14 protein-coding genes are annotated in these 17,150 nt (G+C 64.8%); 9 read left to right on the top strand and 5 right to left on the bottom strand.

Going from position 1 to position 17,150, the window contains the following annotated elements; translation table 11 throughout:
* Nucleotides 1-220: 220 nt before the first annotated feature.
* Together BW940_RS04035 and BW940_RS04040 are read right to left on the bottom strand one after the other, a co-directional pair.
* A complete protein-coding gene (locus BW940_RS04035; RefSeq protein ID WP_076607907.1) occupies nucleotides 221-1,144 on the bottom strand; it encodes a glycosyltransferase in 924 nt (307 codons plus the stop codon).
* 58 nt (nucleotides 1,145-1,202) lie between these two features.
* A complete protein-coding gene (locus BW940_RS04040) occupies nucleotides 1,203-2,564 on the bottom strand; it encodes a cobyrinic acid a,c-diamide synthase (RefSeq protein ID WP_076608120.1) in 1,362 nt (453 codons plus the stop codon).
* 100 nt (nucleotides 2,565-2,664) lie between these two features.
* Between BW940_RS04040 and BW940_RS04045 the strand changes: the two genes are divergently transcribed.
* Nucleotides 2,665-3,225 (top strand): DUF1802 family protein, encoded by a 561-nt coding sequence (locus BW940_RS04045; protein WP_076607908.1) that lies wholly within the window; start codon nucleotides 2,665-2,667, stop codon nucleotides 3,223-3,225.
* A gap of 66 nt (nucleotides 3,226-3,291) precedes the next feature.
* Nucleotides 3,292-3,459 carry a hypothetical protein gene (locus BW940_RS21670; RefSeq protein WP_173834840.1) on the top strand — a complete coding sequence of 56 codons (168 nt, stop codon included), beginning with the start codon at nucleotides 3,292-3,294 and terminating at the stop codon, nucleotides 3,457-3,459.
* A 3-nt stretch (nucleotides 3,460-3,462) separates the two neighbouring features.
* Here the strand turns inward: BW940_RS21670 and BW940_RS04050 are convergent, their stop codons facing one another.
* From BW940_RS04050 to cobN, 3 genes are read right to left on the bottom strand one after another with little or no spacing between them, the layout of a single operon-like run.
* Nucleotides 3,463-4,254 (bottom strand): cobalt-precorrin-7 (C(5))-methyltransferase, encoded by a 792-nt coding sequence (locus tag BW940_RS04050; RefSeq protein ID WP_076607909.1) that lies wholly within the window; start codon nucleotides 4,252-4,254, stop codon nucleotides 3,463-3,465.
* Nucleotides 4,251-5,009, bottom strand: a complete 759-nt coding sequence (locus BW940_RS04055; RefSeq protein WP_076607910.1) for a precorrin-8X methylmutase — start codon at nucleotides 5,007-5,009, stop codon at nucleotides 4,251-4,253. The genes BW940_RS04050 and BW940_RS04055 overlap by 4 nt, the downstream gene beginning before the upstream one ends.
* A complete protein-coding gene (cobN, locus tag BW940_RS04060) occupies nucleotides 5,002-8,889 on the bottom strand; it encodes a cobaltochelatase subunit CobN (protein WP_076607911.1) in 3,888 nt (1,295 codons plus the stop codon). Before cobN ends, BW940_RS04055 begins: the two co-directional genes overlap by 8 nt.
* Before the next feature lie 34 nt (nucleotides 8,890-8,923).
* On the opposite strand from cobN, the gene BW940_RS04065 reads away from it, so the two are divergent.
* From BW940_RS04065 to BW940_RS04095, 7 genes are all read left to right on the top strand, one after another.
* Nucleotides 8,924-11,119 (top strand): VWA domain-containing protein, encoded by a 2,196-nt coding sequence (locus BW940_RS04065; protein ID WP_076607912.1) that lies wholly within the window; start codon nucleotides 8,924-8,926, stop codon nucleotides 11,117-11,119.
* Between the two features lie 99 nt (nucleotides 11,120-11,218).
* Nucleotides 11,219-12,841 carry a uracil-xanthine permease family protein gene (locus BW940_RS04070; protein WP_076607913.1) on the top strand — a complete coding sequence of 541 codons (1,623 nt, stop codon included), beginning with the start codon at nucleotides 11,219-11,221 and terminating at the stop codon, nucleotides 12,839-12,841.
* A gap of 84 nt (nucleotides 12,842-12,925) precedes the next feature.
* Nucleotides 12,926-13,750, top strand: a complete 825-nt coding sequence (locus tag BW940_RS04075) for an alpha/beta fold hydrolase (protein ID WP_076607914.1) — start codon at nucleotides 12,926-12,928, stop codon at nucleotides 13,748-13,750.
* Nucleotides 13,751-13,893: 143 nt separating this feature from the next.
* Nucleotides 13,894-14,559 carry a MaoC family dehydratase gene (locus BW940_RS04080; protein ID WP_076607915.1) on the top strand — a complete coding sequence of 222 codons (666 nt, stop codon included), beginning with the start codon at nucleotides 13,894-13,896 and terminating at the stop codon, nucleotides 14,557-14,559.
* Nucleotides 14,560-14,638: 79 nt separating this feature from the next.
* Entirely contained in the window at nucleotides 14,639-14,851 is a 213-nt protein-coding gene (locus BW940_RS04085; RefSeq protein ID WP_076608121.1) for a hypothetical protein, read from the top strand.
* Between the two features lie 92 nt (nucleotides 14,852-14,943).
* On the top strand, nucleotides 14,944-16,398 hold the full coding sequence (locus BW940_RS04090) for a heme o synthase (protein ID WP_076607916.1): 1,455 nt from the start codon (nucleotides 14,944-14,946) through the stop codon (nucleotides 16,396-16,398).
* 91 nt (nucleotides 16,399-16,489) lie between these two features.
* Nucleotides 16,490-17,134, top strand: a complete 645-nt coding sequence (locus tag BW940_RS04095) for a DsbA family protein (RefSeq protein ID WP_076607917.1) — start codon at nucleotides 16,490-16,492, stop codon at nucleotides 17,132-17,134.
* The last annotated feature ends 16 nt before the right edge of the window (nucleotides 17,135-17,150 follow it).

The raw sequence follows: 17,150 nt of genomic DNA on the forward strand, positions 1-17,150 counted from the left end.
GAACAGCGGCCGCCCCTAAAACAATTTTGTTTGTTGTAGATCAAGCTGGATTGCCAAATTGGGGTTTCGGTAGCACAATATTACTTGTGAGTATGACATTGAACGTCTCGTTGTCTGATCTATTCTCAGTCGGAACAGGTCACAGCGTCCGCCATAGTCGTGACTGACTCGAGCGATGGGTGCTGCAAGGACGGCAAGGACGTCTACGCTTGGTGTCGGCTCACTCGGGCTCGACCGTCACGTCGAATTTGTCGTGCCACCGATAGCGTCGGCCACCCCAGACGAACGATCGACGGGCCAACCCATACACCAGCAGTGGGATCGCCGCGATCGCCACTGGATACGCGGCGAAAAACGTCCAGCGTCGAATGCCAAAGGTGGCGTACACGCCGGCCACCAAAAGCGTCACGAGCGCCAGCGCGGGGAGCGGAAACAGCAGACAGCCGGCGGCCAATCCAGCCCCGAAAGCTGCTTGAGTGGCAGTTCCCGTCGGATCGTGCCGGTAAACGATCTGTGTAAACCGGACCTGTGTCTCGAGTGTCTCGCGGATCGACCCGCCGGTCTCGACGTGTCGAGTTCGCTTGACAGTGGTGAAATCGACGTGTTCCATAAGAAGCCCGTCGTCGCTTATCGTTTGTCGAAGGGCCTCGAGAAACGCCGCCTCGTCGTCGAGATCGGCGCGTTCGAAGACGAGCGAGCCGGCCCACGGAATGTCCGCGAGGAAAACGGCAACTGTCCCGCTGAGTGCGTACAGTGGCTCGAGGGCCGCAGCGAGTGGGTCCTGCCCGACAAAGACGGGCAGCTCCGACGTCGGCCCGTGGCGGTCGTAGTCCGCACGCAACCGTGCCAGCCAGTCCGGCGGATGATGAAAGTCGTCGTCGGTCCAGACGAGTCGATCGTGTTCGGCCGCCTCCATCCCGGCGGCGATCGCGTTGGCCTTGCCCGAACAGCCCTCGGGGTCGTCCGCGATCACCAGCCGAACGCTGTCGTCGTAGTCGTCGATGCGGTCGACGACCGCGGGCGCTGTGTCGTCACAGACGACGAGCAGTTCGTCCGCCGGCTCGAGTTGGGCGGCGATCTCCTCGCTGGCGTCGCTCCAGCCCTGCGTCGGTAAGATGACGCTCGTCGGCGTCGCAGTTGCCATACTCCTACTTGTTAGTGAACTGTAATAGATTCCGGGCCAGCAGAGTTGGGCGTCGTGGCTACCGAGATCCGTCGAGCGTCTCGAGGAACCGATCGAACGCCCCGCTTTCGGGATGGACGTGGACGTACGTACCGAGCGACTTGTACTCGGTCAGGCCATCGTGGTTGCCGTCGATGCCGTCTCCCCGAACAGTTTCGAAGGCGAAGCGAGCATCACCGTCGACGTCGGCACTCGAGTAGTGGAACTCGTGGCCCCGAATCGTCTCACCGGTGTTCGCGGTGAGCGCCCCCTCGAGAGCCTCGAGTTCGACGTGATCGAGCGCCTGATAGCGGTCGTGCATGGTCACGTCCGCCGGGAGGATGCCGGCCATCTCGCTTGTTTTGCCCTCCGCAGTCGTCAGCGACTGGCTCATAGCCATCAAGCCACCGCATTCGCCGAGTACCGGGAGTCCCTCGCTGGCCAACGTCCCGAGTTCGGCGAGCGTGCCGGCCGACTCGAGGTCGGCAGCGTGGAGTTCGGGGTAGCCACCCGGCAGATAGACGCCGTCACAGTCGGGGACGGGATCACCTGCGAGAGGCGAGAACGACACCAGTTCGGCCCGTTCGCGAAACCGCTCGAGGGTGGCCGGATAGCGAAAGCAGAAGGCGGCGTCGTCGGCGACAGCCACGGTGGCGTCGACCGGTTCGGGTTCGTCCTCGACTGCCGTTTCGGGGGCGACCGCCTCGCTCGCCACCGCAGCCAGCCGCTCGGCCGAAAGCGAGTCGGCGGCCTCCCGCAACGCCTCGCGTGGCAACGCAGCCTCCGCACCCATTTCGAGGCCGAGGTGTCGATCCGGGATCTCGAGGTCGTCGTTCGGCGGGATTCGACCGAAGTACTCGAGGTCCTCGGGCAGCGCGTCACGGATCCCCTGCTCGTGGCGGCCGCCGTGGGCGCGCTGGGCGACGATGCCGGCGACCTCGATCTCGCGGCCGATCGTCTCGGCGTAGCGCTGGAAGCCGAGCGCCGTCGCCGCGACGCTTTCCATCCCGGCTTTCGCGTCGACGACCAGCACGACCGGGAGGTCGAGGGCCTCGGCGACCATCGCCGTGCTCGAGCCGTCGCCGTCGTAGAGGCCCATCACACCCTCGACGACGCAGATATCGGGGGACGACGTCCCCCGGGCAGACGGGTGTGACCCGTCGACGTCGCCCTCGCCGCGGGCGTAGTTTCGCTGGAGACCGTCCTCGCCACAGAGCCACAGATCGAGCGTGCGGGAGGGGCGGCCGGCGATCGCCTCGTGGTGGCTCGGATCGATGAAATCCGGCCCCGCCTTCGCCGGCTGGACCTCGTGGCCGGCGTCCTCGAGGGCCTGAATAATTGCGAGCGTCGCGACCGTCTTCCCGACGCCGGAGCTGACGCCGCCGAGGACGAATCCGTTCATCATTGTACTTTCATTTGGACAACTCAACTTGAATCCGTCGGTGAGGAGGGGGCCGGGCAACCGAAACGAACGTGAAGATCGTACGCGTTCGACCGATCGTATGAGTGAAACGGAAGCGGGGCCGTCCACGATCGCTGCGCTGAAAGAACGCGCTGGCGTGGTCAACGCCCTGCTCGATGGCACGCAGACGGTCCTCGTTCGCCACCCCACGCTCGACCCGGGCACGATCGACGACCAATTCGTCCTCTATCCGGCCTACAGCCATCAGGACCCTGATCGATACCAGTCTCGACACGAGCACTACTACCACCACGCGAGCGCCAAACCCGACGCCGGCGTGCCGATTCGCGCCGTCGCCGACGTTCGCGAGGAGTACACCGTCTCGAGCGACGACCTCGCGTCTCTCGCGCGCCACTACGTCTACACGCCCGATGGCCTGCGCGACAAGTACGACCCGGCCGACGACCTGCGCGTACTGTTGCTTCGAGTCCACGAACTCGGGTCACCGACACTCATCGAGGAACGGGGCAACTATCGCGGCTGTCGCGCCTGGATCGAACTGGACGCGGACGTCAATGTCGACCCCGAGTCGGCGACGCCCGTCCTCGATGAAGCGGCGTTCGCCGAACGTCGGGCGGCGGTTCGGGACGCGCTCGAGTGACAGCTATCCGATAGATAACCGACGAGTTTAACCGATCGAATCGGGTACGACCGGTTCCCGATTTCCATGACTGACGAAACCGAGTCCCAGATCGAACACCACCTTCGAGAAGCGCTTCGACACCTCAACGAGGCCCAGGACGGCGACCTCCGGAAGACGAACGCGATCGCGCTCGAGCAGGTCTCGAATACGGTCTCGATGGTGCTTCGCGAGCACAGCGAAGACGGCGAGTGATAGTTAGACCGGCTGTCGTACCGCGAGGACGATCAGGTCGGAAAACGGCGTCTCTTCTTTCCCGCTGCCGCCAGCGTGCTCGGAGAGCTCCGCGAGCGTAAAGCGGTGGATCTGCTCGTCCTCGTGGGTTAGCTTCTCGCACACCAGCGCCTCGAGATCCGGTTCGGCTCCCTGCTCGAGTAGGAAGTCGGCGATATCGCCGGGCATCCGGTCGTACGGCCGGGGGAGTACGAGCAGGTGTCGTTCGTCGTCTGTAACGGCAGCAGCGAGCCGGTCCATGTCCGCCTCGAGGTCGCCGCTTTTGTGCAGCGTGACGAACTCGGTGTCCTCCATCGGTGTCCGGGCGCGGCTCGCAGCCATTTGAATCGAGGAGATGCCGGGAATCACGCGAGTCGGAACGTCGGAGGCTACGCGTTCCACCGCATCCTGAACCTTCCCGACGAACTGATACCCCGAGTGGTTGGGGTCGCCCATCGCGACGGCCGTTCCCGACTCGCCGTCGGCGACCCGGTCGGCGAATTCCTCGAGGGCCTCGGCTTCGTCCTTGTAGCCACAGGTCAACAGGTCGGCGTCGGTCAGATCCTCAACGAACTCGACGACCGTGGTGAAGCCGACGACGACGTCGGCCTCGTGGATCGCGCGTTCGCCTCGCGGCGTGAGATACTCCTGATTGCCCGGCCCGACGCCGACGGCGTAGACTGGGTCGTCAGTCGCCTCATTGACATCTGGCTCCGCCGCTGCCGCGGCGAACGTCGCCGGATCCGGCCCCGACTCGAGGTCGTACTCGTCGCTCATTGCTCGCCCTCGTCGTCGGTCGCCGCTGCTCGAGTCTCGGCGTCGAACTCCAACTCGAGATCGCCAGTCCGGACGTCTTTCGCGACGTGGATCAGTTCGTTCGTCAGCGCGGCCGCGAGGCCACTGCCACCGCGACGGCCGACGTTGGTGATCGCTGGCACGTCGTAGGTCTCGCTGACCTCGCGGATGCGCTGGCGGCTCTCCTCGGCTTTGACGAAGCCGACGGGGGTCGCGACGATCGCGGCGGGGCGTGTGCCGTTTTCGATACAGTCTGCAAGCGCGAACGCGGCCGTCGGGGCGTTACCGATCACGGCGATCGAACCGTCGTAGACACCCTGCTTGTCGAGTTCGAGCACCGAGGCTGCGGTTCGGGTCATACCCGTCTCCTTGGCCAGTTCGGCCCCGTTGCCGATCGCCTTGCGCTTCTCGCAGTTGTGGCCGCGGCCGGTGATCCCGGCTTTCGACATCGTGATATCGGTGACGATGGTCGCCTCCTCGAGGACGGCCCGCGCGCCGGCCCGGACGGGGGCGTCCTCGTCGTCGCCCACGTCGTCGCCACCGGTAAACTCGATCAGGTGCTGGAACTCGATGTCGCCCATCGAGTGGACCGACTTCTGCCGGATACGATCCGCAAGCGTCTCGTCCGGCACGAACTGCCGGACGATATCCATACTCGTCTCCGCGATATCCATCGCGTTCTGGGTCGTCGCACCCAGATCGGCGTACTCGTCTTCAAACTCCGATTGCTCAGTCATCGTTGGTCACCTCCATCGCCGAGTTGGTCGTTCGTGCCTCGAGGTCACCCTCGACCTCGAGGTTCAGATCGCGCAGTCGGTCGACCGTCTCGTCGTCGGCGTCCCAGAGATCTCGTTCGATGGCCTCGAGTAAGGTGTCCGTGATCGACTCGAGTGCCCATGGGTTCACCTCGCGCATCCAGTCCTGTCGATCCTCGTCGAAGGCGAATTTTCCGGCGACCGCCTCCCAGAGCGTGTCGCTGACGACGCCGGTCGTGGCGTCCCAGCCCAGCGTCACGTCGACGGTCGTCGAGAGATCGCCTGCGCCCTTGTAGCCGTGTTCTTCCATCGACTCGAGCCAGTCGGGGTTGAGCACGCGGGCACGCATCGCCTTGCGAACTTTCTCCTCGTTCGTGTAGACCGAGACGTTGTCTGGATCAGAGGAGTCTCCCACGTAGGAGGCGGGTTCCTCACCCGAAATCTCCGACACTGCAGAGATGAACCCGCCGTGGAAGGCGTACCAGTCCGAGGAGTCGAACTCGTCCTGTTCCATCGTGTCCTCGAGTTTGACCGTCGCGTCGACACTCGAGAGTCGCCGTTCGAACGCGTCGTGGGCGTCCGACACGCGGCCGCGCGACCCCATCGCGTAGCCGCCCCACTGGACGTAGACGCTCGCAAGATCCGAACGGTCGTCCCAGTTGCCCTCGTCGACGGCCTTGTTCGTGCCGGCCCCGTAGCCGCCGGGTTTCGTCGTGAAGACGCGGTGTTTCGCCGCTTTTCGGGCCGCTTTCTCGTCCAGCCCGTCGTCCTCGAGGTCGGCTTGCTCTTCCTCGACGTGTTTCTTCACGTAGTTCATCTCGTGCGATTCGTCGAGATCGACGACTGCGTCGACGGCGTCGTGGATAACACCCGCCGCGGCAGGGAACGCATCCCGGAACAGCCCGGAGACGCGCGTGGTAACGTCGATCCTAGGTCGGTCGAGCTCCTCGAGTGAGATCGGCTCAACGTCGTCGATGCGACCGGCGTCAGTCCACTGGGGTTCAACACCCATCATCGCGAGCACCTGCGCGATCGTCTCACCGCGGGTGCGTACCGTGGGGGTCCCCCATGCCACGACGCCGATCTCCTCGGGGTACTCGTCGTTTTCGCTGTAGTGGCGCTCGAGGACGCCTTCGGCGACCTCGCTTCCGACCTGCCAGGCGGCCTTCGCCGGCACCTTGCGCGGATCAAGCGTGTAGAAGTTCCGCGCAGTCGGCAGCAAGTCGACGCCGCCACGAGTCGGCGCGCCGGAACCGCCCGGCGGGACGTACTCACCCGAGAGTGCGTCCGCAGTTCTCGGGATCTCGTCTTCGGCCCCCTGTACGCGGGGCTGGGCCTCCTCACAGATGTACGCGAGCGCCTTCCGGAGGTCGTCGTGTGCTCCTGGCTTTGCCCGCGCATCGCCGATCGTCTCGAGGTCGACGATCAGGAGATTGATGTTGACCTCATCGTCGGGGCCGCCCTCTAACTCCGAGACGGGGACGTCGAACTCGTTCGCCGCGAGCGTCTCGATCAGGTCGACGCTGGTCTCGTAGACGATGTCGGCGGCCTCGGCGTACGTCATGCCGAGCGCGTCGTCGTACGTTCCCGGCGACTCGAGCATCGTCTCGTAGTCGACACCCAGCGCACCCGCCACGCTCTCGCGCAGACTCGGCGCACCGGGGTTCTCGAGGCGGGTCAGCGCGACGAGATACTCGGTCAGCCGCTCACCTTCTGGCGGCTCGGACATCGTGTGCAGCCCCAGCCGGATCTGGGTCGTTTTGACGTCGGTGAGATACTCGTGAATCCGTTCGACGAGGTCGTCAATTTCGAGATCCTCGCCCTCGATAGCTCCCTCCGCCAACGTCGAACCTGCTTCCTCAGGGCCGCGAACATCGGCCTTCTCATCAATTGTGCCCGCAACGCCGAGTTCGACCGCGAGATCCAGCTCCTCGACTTTCTCGCGCATGAGCTCCTCGAGGTGCTCGCCGTCGTCGGCGCGGGCGTCTTCCATCCCAGCCTCTCGGTACTGGTTCGCGAGTTCCTCGAGTTCGGAGAGTTCGTCGTACGTGCCGGCGTTTCGCATGACTGGCGTCAGATAGTCGACAATGGCGGCGTACGAGCGCCGCTTGGCCTGGGTCCCCTCGCCGGGGTTGTTGACGATGTAGGGGTAGACGTTCGGAATGTCGTCGATCAGCTGATCCGGTGCGCTCGCGCCGTTGAGCCCGACCGTTTTGCCGGGGAGCCACTCGAGGCTGCCGTGGGTGCCCAGATGGACGACCCCGTCGGCCTCGAACTCGTTTCGGAGCCAGCCGTAGAAGGCGTAGTAATCGTGGGGTGGCTGCAAGTCCGAGTCGTGGTAGACTTTCGAAGGGTCCATCCCGAACCCACGCGGGGGCTGGACGGTGACGAGCACGTTGCCGAACTCGACGCCCGGAATCGCAAAGGGCCGGTCCGGAACGTCACCCCACTCCTCGAGAATGTTCTCCTGAAATCGCTCGTCGGCGTCTGCGAACCACTGCGCGTAGGTGTCCGAGGGAACGACGTCGACCGACAGGTCCCGGACGTCCTCCGGGGCGACCCAGCGGTCCTCGAGAGTGAGCTGGGCGGTCAGTTTTTCGACGAGCGTCTGGCCGTCCTCGGGCATATCGCCGCCTAACTCGTACCCTCGAGCCTCGAGTTCTGCGAGCAGGTTGACGGTCGACTCCGGCGAATCGAGCCCGAACGCGGTCCCGATCCCGTCGTCACTCGGCGGATAGTTGTGGAGGACGACAGCGATCTGTTTGTCCTCGTTCGGCGTGTGTCGGAGTTGCGCCCAGTTGACTGCCAGCCGGGTCGCGTGGTCGACACGATCATCGATCGGGTAGTGGTGTTTCGGCGCGCTACCGATGCCGGCCTCGTCGTCGGTGCGCTCTTTGCCCGAGATGGGGTGCGTAATGACGTTCCCGTCGAACTCCGGCAGCGCCACGGAGAGGGCGAGTTCGAAGCCCATCACACCCGTGTCGCTGGATTCGTACCGCGAGCGCGAGCGCATCGTGGTGACCGTCTGGAGGACGGGAACGCCCAGCCGGTCGAGGAAGACGTCCTCAGCACTCGAGCCCTCATCGCTGGCGCTGCGGCCGCGCTCGTCCATCGAGAGCGAGAACATAAACGAAGAGAGCACGGCGTCGACGATCGGCTCGCCCGCGTCGTCTAGCAGCCACGTGTCGGTCACCCACTCGGCGTCTTCCTGTTCATCAGTGTCCGTCGCCGGGTTACAAAAAATCGGCAACGCGTTTGCACCCTGTTCCTCGAGCGCCCGGACCTGCGCGTCGACGTAGCGGGTGTTCTCGTGGGTCCAGTGGGATTCGTAGAACCAGACCGCGACCGTCGGCTTGTCGGGGTCGTGGGTCTCGAGCAGGCCCTCGTACTCGATCCCCGGATGGTCGGGGTGGTAGACGCCCTCAGTGGGGAGGGCCGTCGGCTCGTCGTAGTCGACGTCGCGGCCTTCGTACTCGGCGACGAGGAAGCGACACAGATTCGCCGTGTTGATCGTTCCCCCCTTCTCGAGATACTCGTAGGCGCGGTCGCGATGGGCCGCACTGACCGTCGTGTCCTCGACGGCGTAGGCGTCGCCGGTCGCCTTGACGATCAGGGGGACCCCCGCCTCCTCGAGTGCGCCCGTCGCGTAGTCGTAGCCCGGCATGCTGTCTTCGGCCCCGTGCAGCCAGAAAATCGCTGCTGTGGCGTCGCGCAATTCCTCGACGAACTCCTCGATGTCGGCCTCGCTTTCGAGGTCGCTTTCCGAGCGAACGACCAGCTCGACGTCCTCGAGACGCTCGGCGGCCCGTCCGATCGAGCCGAGTTCGTTCTCCGTCGCGGTGTAGATCCCGATCCGTGTCATCGCGTTTTTAAACCTCTATTGTATTAGCGCAAGTATGGTTGCAGACGCTGGGGACAAAAAGTTGTCGTCACTTCCCTTTCCGGCGATCGTCGGGCAAGCGGAGCTCAAACGCGTGTTGCTCGCCGTCGCGGCCAACGACGGGCTCGACGGCGCACTTATCAGTGGCGAGAAGGGGACCGCGAAGTCGACCGCCGTCCGGGGACTGGTCGATCTGCTTCCCAAACAGCGAGCCGTTGCCGACTGCTCCTACGGTTGTTCGCCCGACGACCCAAGCCAGCAGTGTGCGGACTGTCGCGAGCGCGACCCCGCGGACCTGCCGGTCGAGACGCGACCGGTCCCGCTCGTGACCCTCCCGCTCGGAGCGACCCGCGACCGTGTCGTCGGCACGCTCTCGGTCGAGGACGCACTGGCCGGCGAGGCCGACTTCGACCCCGGCCTGCTGGCCCGTGCGAATCGCGGCATTCTCTACGTCGACGAAGTGAACTTACTCGACGACCACCTCGTGGACGTCATCCTCGATGCGGCGGCGAGCGGCGTCAACACCGTCGAACGCGACGGAATCAGCCGCTCCCATCCCGCCGAGTTCACCCTCATCGGGACGATGAACCCCGAAGAAGGCGACCTTCGACCCCAGCTCCGGGATCGCTTCGCCCTCCAGGCGACCGTCGAGGGCTGTCGGGACCTCGAGGACCGCGTCGAGATCATCGACCGAGCACTCGGAGACGGCGGCGACGACGATCCGATGGCGTACGCCGACGCGGTCGATGCGCGTCGCGAGGAGCTTGCCACGGCCCGCGATCGGCTCTCGAGCGTGACGCTTCCGGCCGAGTTCAAAACGGAGATCGCCGGGCTCTGTCTCGAGGCCGGCGTCGACGGCCACCGTGGCGACGTCGCAACGGCCCGAGCTGCAAAGACGATCGCCGCACTCGAGGGGCGAACGGCGGTCATCGAGTCGGACGTCTCCGAAGCCGCCCGCTACGCGCTGCCCCACCGCCTGCGGAGCACGCCGTTCGAAGACGAACCGGAACTCGAGGATGTCCTCGAGGATCGGTTCGAGGAGGGGGAGCCGGATGAGGGTGATGGCGAGGCTGACGACGCCGGCGACGAGAGCGATTCGGAGGCCGACGGGGACGGTGAGACGGGAAACGAGTCCGGCGGCAAGGATCGTAACGACGGCCGCGACGACACTGATTCAGGACCAGAGAAGGGACGCGATGGCGGTGATGACTCGAGCGACGGCCCCGACGGCGCTGGTGACGATGGCCGCTCCGACGACAATGGCGGCGCAGCCGGAGGTGATCCGTCACCCGCTGACTCCGGTCCTGACGAAGGTGGCGACGGCGACGAGACTGACGACTCGAGTGAGCAGGAGGGGGAGGACGGCGACAGCGAGGACGAGGCCCAGCCGCTGGTTCCCGGCCAGCAGCGCGCCGAGATAGCCGATGTCGGCGAGGCTCGAGCACCCGACCTCGAGTCGCCGGACGTCAAGCGCCGGGCCGCGACGGACGCGGGTGGCTCACGCGCGAGCACGACGCCGAGCGTCGGTAATCGCGGGGCTCGCGTCCGAACCGAACCCGCCTCAGGCGAGGGATCTATCGACGCGGCGGCGTCGGTCCGGTCGGCCGCTGCTCGCGGGAGCGCGCGCGTCGAGAAGGATGACCTCCGGCAGTCGGTTCGAGCCGGCGAGACGTCGGTGACGATCGTCTTCGCCGTCGACGCCAGCGCCTCGATGCGACCCGCGATGGAGACCGCCAAAGGCGTCGTTCTCGAACTGCTGCGGGACAGCTACCAGCAGCGCGATCAGGTCGCATTCGTCGCCTTCGCGGGCGACGACGCCGAAGTTCTCCTGCCCCCAACCGACAGCGTCTCGCTCGCCGCGCGCCATCTGAAAGAACTCCCGTCAGGGGATCGCACGCCGCTTCCCGCCGGGCTCGAGACCTCGAGACGGGTACTCGAGCGCGCGGAGACGGACGCCTCTGTCGTCGTGCTCGTGACGGACGGGCGGGCAAACGTCGCCGACGGGAGTCCGACGGCGGCGACACGACGGGCTGCACGCGGGCTCGCGGCCGACGAAGCGACGGTGATCGTCGTCGACGCCGGCGACGACAACCGGGCTGGCCTCTCGGAACTGGTCGCAGCGGAAACGGACGGCGAACTGGTCGATCTCGAGTCGCTGTCGCTCGAGACGGTTCGGACGGCGGCAAACCGGGCCGCTGCGGACGAGTCGTAGCGCCACTGCGTAGTGGGTCGTGATATCGAGACACGGCGTATCCGCGCCGGTGTGGATCAATACGTCTTTGACCCCCGTCGATCGTTATCCGACGAGTCTATGACTGACGAGGGGGACAAACACGCAGACGGAGACGCTGGCGGCGGTGTCGACCGCGACGTCAGTGACCATATCGAGTACGGGATCGATGACCGACCGCCGCTGGGTGAGTCGACGGTGCTTGGCATCCAGCACTACCTGACGATGGTCGGTGCGAACATCGCAGTGCCGCTGATTCTGGCGAGTGCAATGGGAATGCCAGGGGACGTGACTGCACGGTTTATCGGCACCTTCTTTGTCGTTTCGGGGATCGCGACGCTGGCCCAGACGACGTTCGGGAACCGATATCCAATCGTGCAGGGTGCGCCGTTTTCGATGCTCGCGCCCGCACTGGCGATCATCGCCGTCGTCACCGCCGGCGGTGTCGGGGGCGGAAGTGACTGGCAGGCCGCGCTTCTCCAACTTCAGGGGGCGATCATCGTCGCCGCAGCCGTCCAGGTCGCGATGGGGTACTTCGGGCTGGTCGGCAAACTCCGTCGCTTTCTCTCGCCCGTCGTCATCGCCCCGACGATCGCGCTGATCGGGCTGGCGCTGTTCGACGCGCCCCAGATCACGACGGCAGACCAGAGCTGGTGGTTGCTCGGACTGACGCTCGTGCTCATCGTCCTGTTCTCGCAGTATCTCGATCTCAAACACAAGGCGTTCCGGCTGTATCCGGTTATTCTGGCGATTGCGATCGCCTGGATCGCCGCCGCGTCCCTGTCGATCACGGACGTCCTCGGGAGCGAGCATCCAGGTCACGTGCCACTCGGTGAGGTCACCGACACGTCGCTTCTCTTGCCAATCTACCCGTTCCAGTGGGGGACACCGGAGATCACGACCGCGTTCATCATCGGGATGTTCGCTGGCGTGCTCGCCTCGATCGTCGAGAGTATCGGCGATTACTACGCCGTCGCGAATCTGACCGGCTCCGGCGCGCCCAGCGAGAAACGGATCAACCACGGGATTGGGATGGAAGGGCTGATGAACGTTTTCTCCGGGATCATGGGGACCGGCGGCTCGACGTCGTACTCCGAAAACATCGGGGCGATCGGACTCACCGGCGTCGCCTCCCGCTACGTCGTCCAGATCGGTGCGGCCGTCATGCTCGTCGTCGGCTTTATCGGCTACTTCGGGCAACTGATCGCGACGATTCCAGATCCGATCGTCGGCGGCCTCTTCATCGCGATGTTCGCCCAGATCGTCGCCGTCGGGATCTCCAATCTCAAACACGTCGATCTCGAGTCATCGAGAAACGTCTTCGTCATCGGTTTTGCGCTGTTCGTCGGGCTGGCTATCCCCGAGTACATGGCCAACTTCGCCTCGACGCTCGAGTTCCGTGACGCCGTCGCACTCGAGGCCACGCTCGCGCCGCTGCTCGAGGCGGACGTGATCGCCGGCACCGTCGTCGCGGCATCGCTCGAAGCCGCGGTGCAGGCGTTCGTCGACACCGTATTCATCATTGGCTCGACGGGAATGGCCGTCGGCGGACTCGCAGCGCTCGTCCTCGATAATACGATTCCGGGCAGTCGTGAGGAACGCGGGCTGGCCGAGTGGGACCGACTCACCGAAGACGACACCGACTTCGAGACGTTCTGGGAGCGATGGGGCGGCGCTGACGCCGACACTGACAGCCACACCTGAGGTCATCGACGCTCGTTTCGACCGTTTTCTCGCAGTGTATGCAACCCGTCGACCTATATGGACAGCGTCCCACTACTAATAGCAATGGCAACACTTCCGCTCGAGGACGGCTCACTCTGGTATGAGACACACGGCGACGGCCAGCCGCTGGTCTTTATTCACGGTGGCTGGATGAACGGGCAGGCTTGGGAACCTCAGGTCGAACGCTTTGCCGACGAGTACCAGGTGATCACGCTCGACGTCCGTGGCCACGGCAAAACTGGGGCGACCGAGCCGAACCAGTACTCGATCGAACTGTTTACCGACGACCTCGAGGCACTCCTGTCGCGGCTCGAGGTCGACAACCCGATTCTCTGTGGGCTCTCGCTGGGGTCGATGGTCGCCCAGGAGTATATGAACCGCCATCCCGATCACGCAGCGGGCGCGGTCCTCGGCGGTGCGGTTCGCTCGATGCCGCCGATGGACCTGCCAGCAGGGATGAAACCGTTCATGTCGCCGCTGCCGGCGCTGACGACGACGCTGTCGATGACGAGACCGGAGACGATATTTCGGTCGTTGTTGGTGTCGATTCAGGCGACGACCGGCGAGCAGTGGCTGTCGGTGGACCCGGCAGTGCGATCGTCGGCGCTGGATGCCGTCGGCGAGATCTCTCGACGCGAGTTCCGGAAGGTGTTCGGCGCGCTCTATCGGTACGAACCGGCCGATCTCTCCCACGTCGAAACGCCGACGCTCGTGATCCACGGCGAACAAGAGGCACCGCTGGTCAAACAGCAGGGTCGACAACTCGTCTCAGAAGTCGCCGAGGGTGAGCGCCTCGAACTCTCGAACTCGGGCCATCTCGTCAATCAGGACCGGCCTGACGCGTTCAATACCGCGACCGCGGCGTTTCTCGACCCGGCAGCGCAGTAGTCTCGCCCGGTCACCGAACTGAACAATCCCGTTCGAGTACCCTATACGATTTGGCAAGGAGTGGAAGACGGTCGCGTGCAAACAGCTATCATGAACCAGCCCAATGGAGTAAGCGGTACACTAGTCACTGACCCCACAAATCTATGAGCAGCAATTATCCGGAGTCCGACGCCGCCAATAGTACGACCTCATCAAACGAGCACTGGTCGAGTGTGTCGAAACACGTCGTCAACAGCTATCTCGAGGCCAACAACGCCCTTCTCGCGGCGATGGGTCTGCCCCCCTCGAGCGAGACCGAGTTCGGCACGCTCACGGCGCGAAACAGACCGGAAACCGCCGAGGAACCGATCACGGAACTCGCCTTCGGTGATGAGGCGTGGCTGATGGAGCGATCGGTTGACAGCTACGAGGACCTCGCTGTCGGCGAGTACGTTCGGTTTACCAAAACGATTGATGAGACCGACGTCTCCGCATTCGCCCACATCTCCGGTGACACCAATCGACTCCATCTGGCGGAATCGTTCGCCGAACAGACCCAGTTCGGCGGGCGAATCGCCCACGGCACGCTCGTCGCCGGAACGATCAGTGCTGCGCTGGCCCGCTTTCCCGGGCTCACGATCTATCTCTCACAGGACCTGGAGTTCCGTGCCCCGGTCGAAATCGGTACGACCGTCACCGCCGCCTGTGAAATCGTCGAGCAACTGGGCGACACACGCTACCGGCTGCACACGACCGTCGAAACCGACGACGAAGTAACGGTGATCGACGGCGAGGCGGTCGTCGTAATCAAGGAGTCGCCATCGGACTGATCGCGTTTCGGCGGCCGCCCCGAAGCTCCCAAAGTACTGTGGCAGAATGGTGATCCCTGTCGATATCCTTCGTATGGCCATGACCCAAGCAGAGTCCCACTCGAGAATCGTCGCGGTCTGTCGTGCCTGTGACTCGGTATACGTCTCCGAACAGCAACCCGACGGCACGATCAGGCCGATCGGTGTCTCGGATGAGTGCTCCTGTGGTGACGGCGATTTCCGTCGGATCTCCGTGCCGGACGATGCTGGCCCGACGGTGGCACACTCCGCAAACGAATCCACCGTCGAATGACTGTCAATAGAAACCGACCGTAATCCGATAACAGAGCGCTGAAAACGGGAATCATAAGTACACGGAGTCGTACGATCCATACGAGAATAGCTGTGGCAACCGAATCTTCGCCGTTCCCCCGTCCGGTCGGCACTCGACAACGATTCTCTGCACTCCTCGCAGCGACTGCACTCGGTGTGTATCTCCTGTTGATCATCGGTGCAACGACGTCGCTGACGGACGCCGCGTCGGCGTGTTCGACGTGGCCAGCCTGTCACACACCGGTCGATCCGCTGAGTCAGACGGAGCTCGCGATCGCCTGGGGGCATCGTCTCGCAGCCGTCCTCGTCGGCGTGCTCGTCGGCGTGACGGCCATTACCGCCGTCCTCGGTGACGTCTCGAGACGCGTCCGCGGAACGATCCTCGCCGGCACCGTTCTCTACGTCGTCCAGGTCGGCGTCGGCGGCGTCACGGCGATCGCTGGTCCCGCCGCGATCGCTCCGGGGCTCCACCTCGGGCTTGGACTCGTGATCTTTACGCTGATCGTCCTCGCACTCGCGTGGGATCTCGAACTCGCAACCGGCAGCAAGAACGAGACGTTCGACGCACCCGAGCCCTTCGAGCCCGACACGACGGCCGAAGACGGGATTGCAGCCGCTGGCCGATCCCTCCCCGCTGGCGGCCTCGCTCGAGCCCGGCTCACCGCGTTTGCGTACTTCAAGATGATGAAACCGCGGCTGATGTGGCTCCTCTGTCTCGTCGCTGCCGCAGGGATGGCACTGGCTGCCGGCCCGGAGCTGACGGCCCGAACGATCGTCGCCACGCTCGCCGGCGGCGTCCTCGCAATCGGCGCGTCGGGGACCTTCAACCACGTCCTCGAGCGCGACGTCGACCAGCGGATGTCCCGGACGGCCGATCGGCCGCTGGCGACCGATCTGATTCCGGTCCGGAACGCGATGGCCTTCGGCGGACTGTTGACGGTCGCCTCGCTCGGCGTCTTCCTGACGATTAACCGACTCGCGGCCGCGTTAGGACTCGCTGCGATCGTCTTCTACAGCGTCGTCTACACGCTCTTGCTCAAACCGAACACGGTCCAGAACACGGTTCTCGGCGGCCTCGCGGGCGCACTACCAGCACTCATCGGCTGGGCGGCCGTGACGAACGAGATCGGGATGCCCGCACTCGCGCTCGCGGGCGTGATCTTCCTCTGGACGCCGGCTCATTTCTACAACCTCGCGCTGGCGTACAAGGACGACTACGCCCGTGGCGGCTTCCCGATGATGCCCGTCGTCCGGGGCGAGACGACCACCCGGAAACACATCCTCTACTACATCGCGGCGACGCTCGTCGGCACGGTTGCACTCGCCTGGATCGCCGATCTCGGCGTGCTCTATGCCGCGACGGTCGCGATATTCGGCGGGATCTTCCTCTGGACGGCCATCGTGCTCCACTTCGAGCAGACCGAGGACGCGGCGTTCCGGTCGTTCCACGCCTCCAATGCGTTCCTCGGTGCCGTGCTGGTCGCGATCCTCGTCGATGCGCTCGTGTTGACAGTGTCGCTGTTCTGAGCGCCATCGAACGGCCGGGTTACCGTTCGTGGTCTGTCTCGTCCCCACGGAACCACACCCCTAACAGTGTTGCAGCCGTAGCGTCGACCGAATGCACCGCCGTTCGTTTCTCACACTGGCTGGCACGGGAGCCACCCTCTCGATCGCTGGCTGTACATCCGTCTTCGAGGCATCGCTCCCCGACGACCTCGAGGGCACGGAGCCTGATTCCGACCAGCTTCCCGCGCCGTCGATCGGCAGCGGCCCTGTCGCGATCGACGTCTACGAGGACTTCGGCTGTCCGTCCTGTCACGACTTTCAGGCCGACGTGTTCCCTGACCTCGAAAAACGACTGCTCGAGACCGACGAGGCGACGTACCGACATCGGGACTTTCCGCTGCCGGCCGATGACCAGTCGGTTGCGATGGCGAGTGTCGCTCGAGCGGTTCAGGCCGAGACGATGACGGACGACGACCCGGCCGGCGAATTCTTCACGTACAAGCGGGCGGTGATCGCAGCCGACGACTGGAGCGAGGACGCACTCGTGGATCTCGCCGCGAGCGAGGCCGACATCGACCGGAACGTCGTTGCTGATGCGCTCGAGGAGGGCACGTACTCCCCGACGCTCGTGGCCGACTGGAACCGCGGCGACGAGGCCGGCGTCGAGGGAACACCGACCGTCGTCGTCGATGGCGAGCAGGTCGAGGACCCGTTCGATCTCGAGGCGATCGTCTCGAGTGTCGAAGACGCTACGTGACGACGACGACGCAGAC

This window comes from Natronorubrum thiooxidans, from assembly GCF_900156475.1.
In the GTDB taxonomy this organism is placed as follows: domain Archaea; phylum Halobacteriota; class Halobacteria; order Halobacteriales; family Natrialbaceae; genus Natronorubrum; species Natronorubrum thiooxidans.

Excerpts from the sequence above, each read along its gene's own strand:
- BW940_RS04040 (WP_076608120.1), bottom strand. The coding sequence starts at position 2,564 with ATGAACGGATTCGTCCTCGGCGGCGTCAGCTCCGGCGTCGGGAAGACG.
- cobN (WP_076607911.1), bottom strand. The coding sequence starts at position 8,889 with ATGACACGGATCGGGATCTACACCGCGACGGAGAACGAACTCGGCTCG.
- BW940_RS04075 (WP_076607914.1), top strand. The coding sequence starts at position 12,926 with ATGGCAACACTTCCGCTCGAGGACGGCTCACTCTGGTATGAGACACAC.
- BW940_RS04080 (WP_076607915.1), top strand. The coding sequence starts at position 13,894 with ATGAGCAGCAATTATCCGGAGTCCGACGCCGCCAATAGTACGACCTCA.
- BW940_RS04085 (WP_076608121.1), top strand. The coding sequence starts at position 14,639 with ATGACCCAAGCAGAGTCCCACTCGAGAATCGTCGCGGTCTGTCGTGCC.
- BW940_RS04095 (WP_076607917.1), top strand. The coding sequence starts at position 16,490 with ATGCACCGCCGTTCGTTTCTCACACTGGCTGGCACGGGAGCCACCCTC.
- BW940_RS04070 (WP_076607913.1), top strand. The coding sequence starts at position 11,219 with ATGACTGACGAGGGGGACAAACACGCAGACGGAGACGCTGGCGGCGGT.
- BW940_RS04035 (WP_076607907.1), bottom strand. The coding sequence starts at position 1,144 with ATGGCAACTGCGACGCCGACGAGCGTCATCTTACCGACGCAGGGCTGG.
- BW940_RS04045 (WP_076607908.1), top strand. The coding sequence starts at position 2,665 with ATGAGTGAAACGGAAGCGGGGCCGTCCACGATCGCTGCGCTGAAAGAA.
- BW940_RS21670 (WP_173834840.1), top strand. The coding sequence starts at position 3,292 with ATGACTGACGAAACCGAGTCCCAGATCGAACACCACCTTCGAGAAGCG.
- BW940_RS04055 (WP_076607910.1), bottom strand. The coding sequence starts at position 5,009 with ATGACTGAGCAATCGGAGTTTGAAGACGAGTACGCCGATCTGGGTGCG.
- BW940_RS04065 (WP_076607912.1), top strand. The coding sequence starts at position 8,924 with ATGGTTGCAGACGCTGGGGACAAAAAGTTGTCGTCACTTCCCTTTCCG.
- BW940_RS04050 (WP_076607909.1), bottom strand. The coding sequence starts at position 4,254 with ATGAGCGACGAGTACGACCTCGAGTCGGGGCCGGATCCGGCGACGTTC.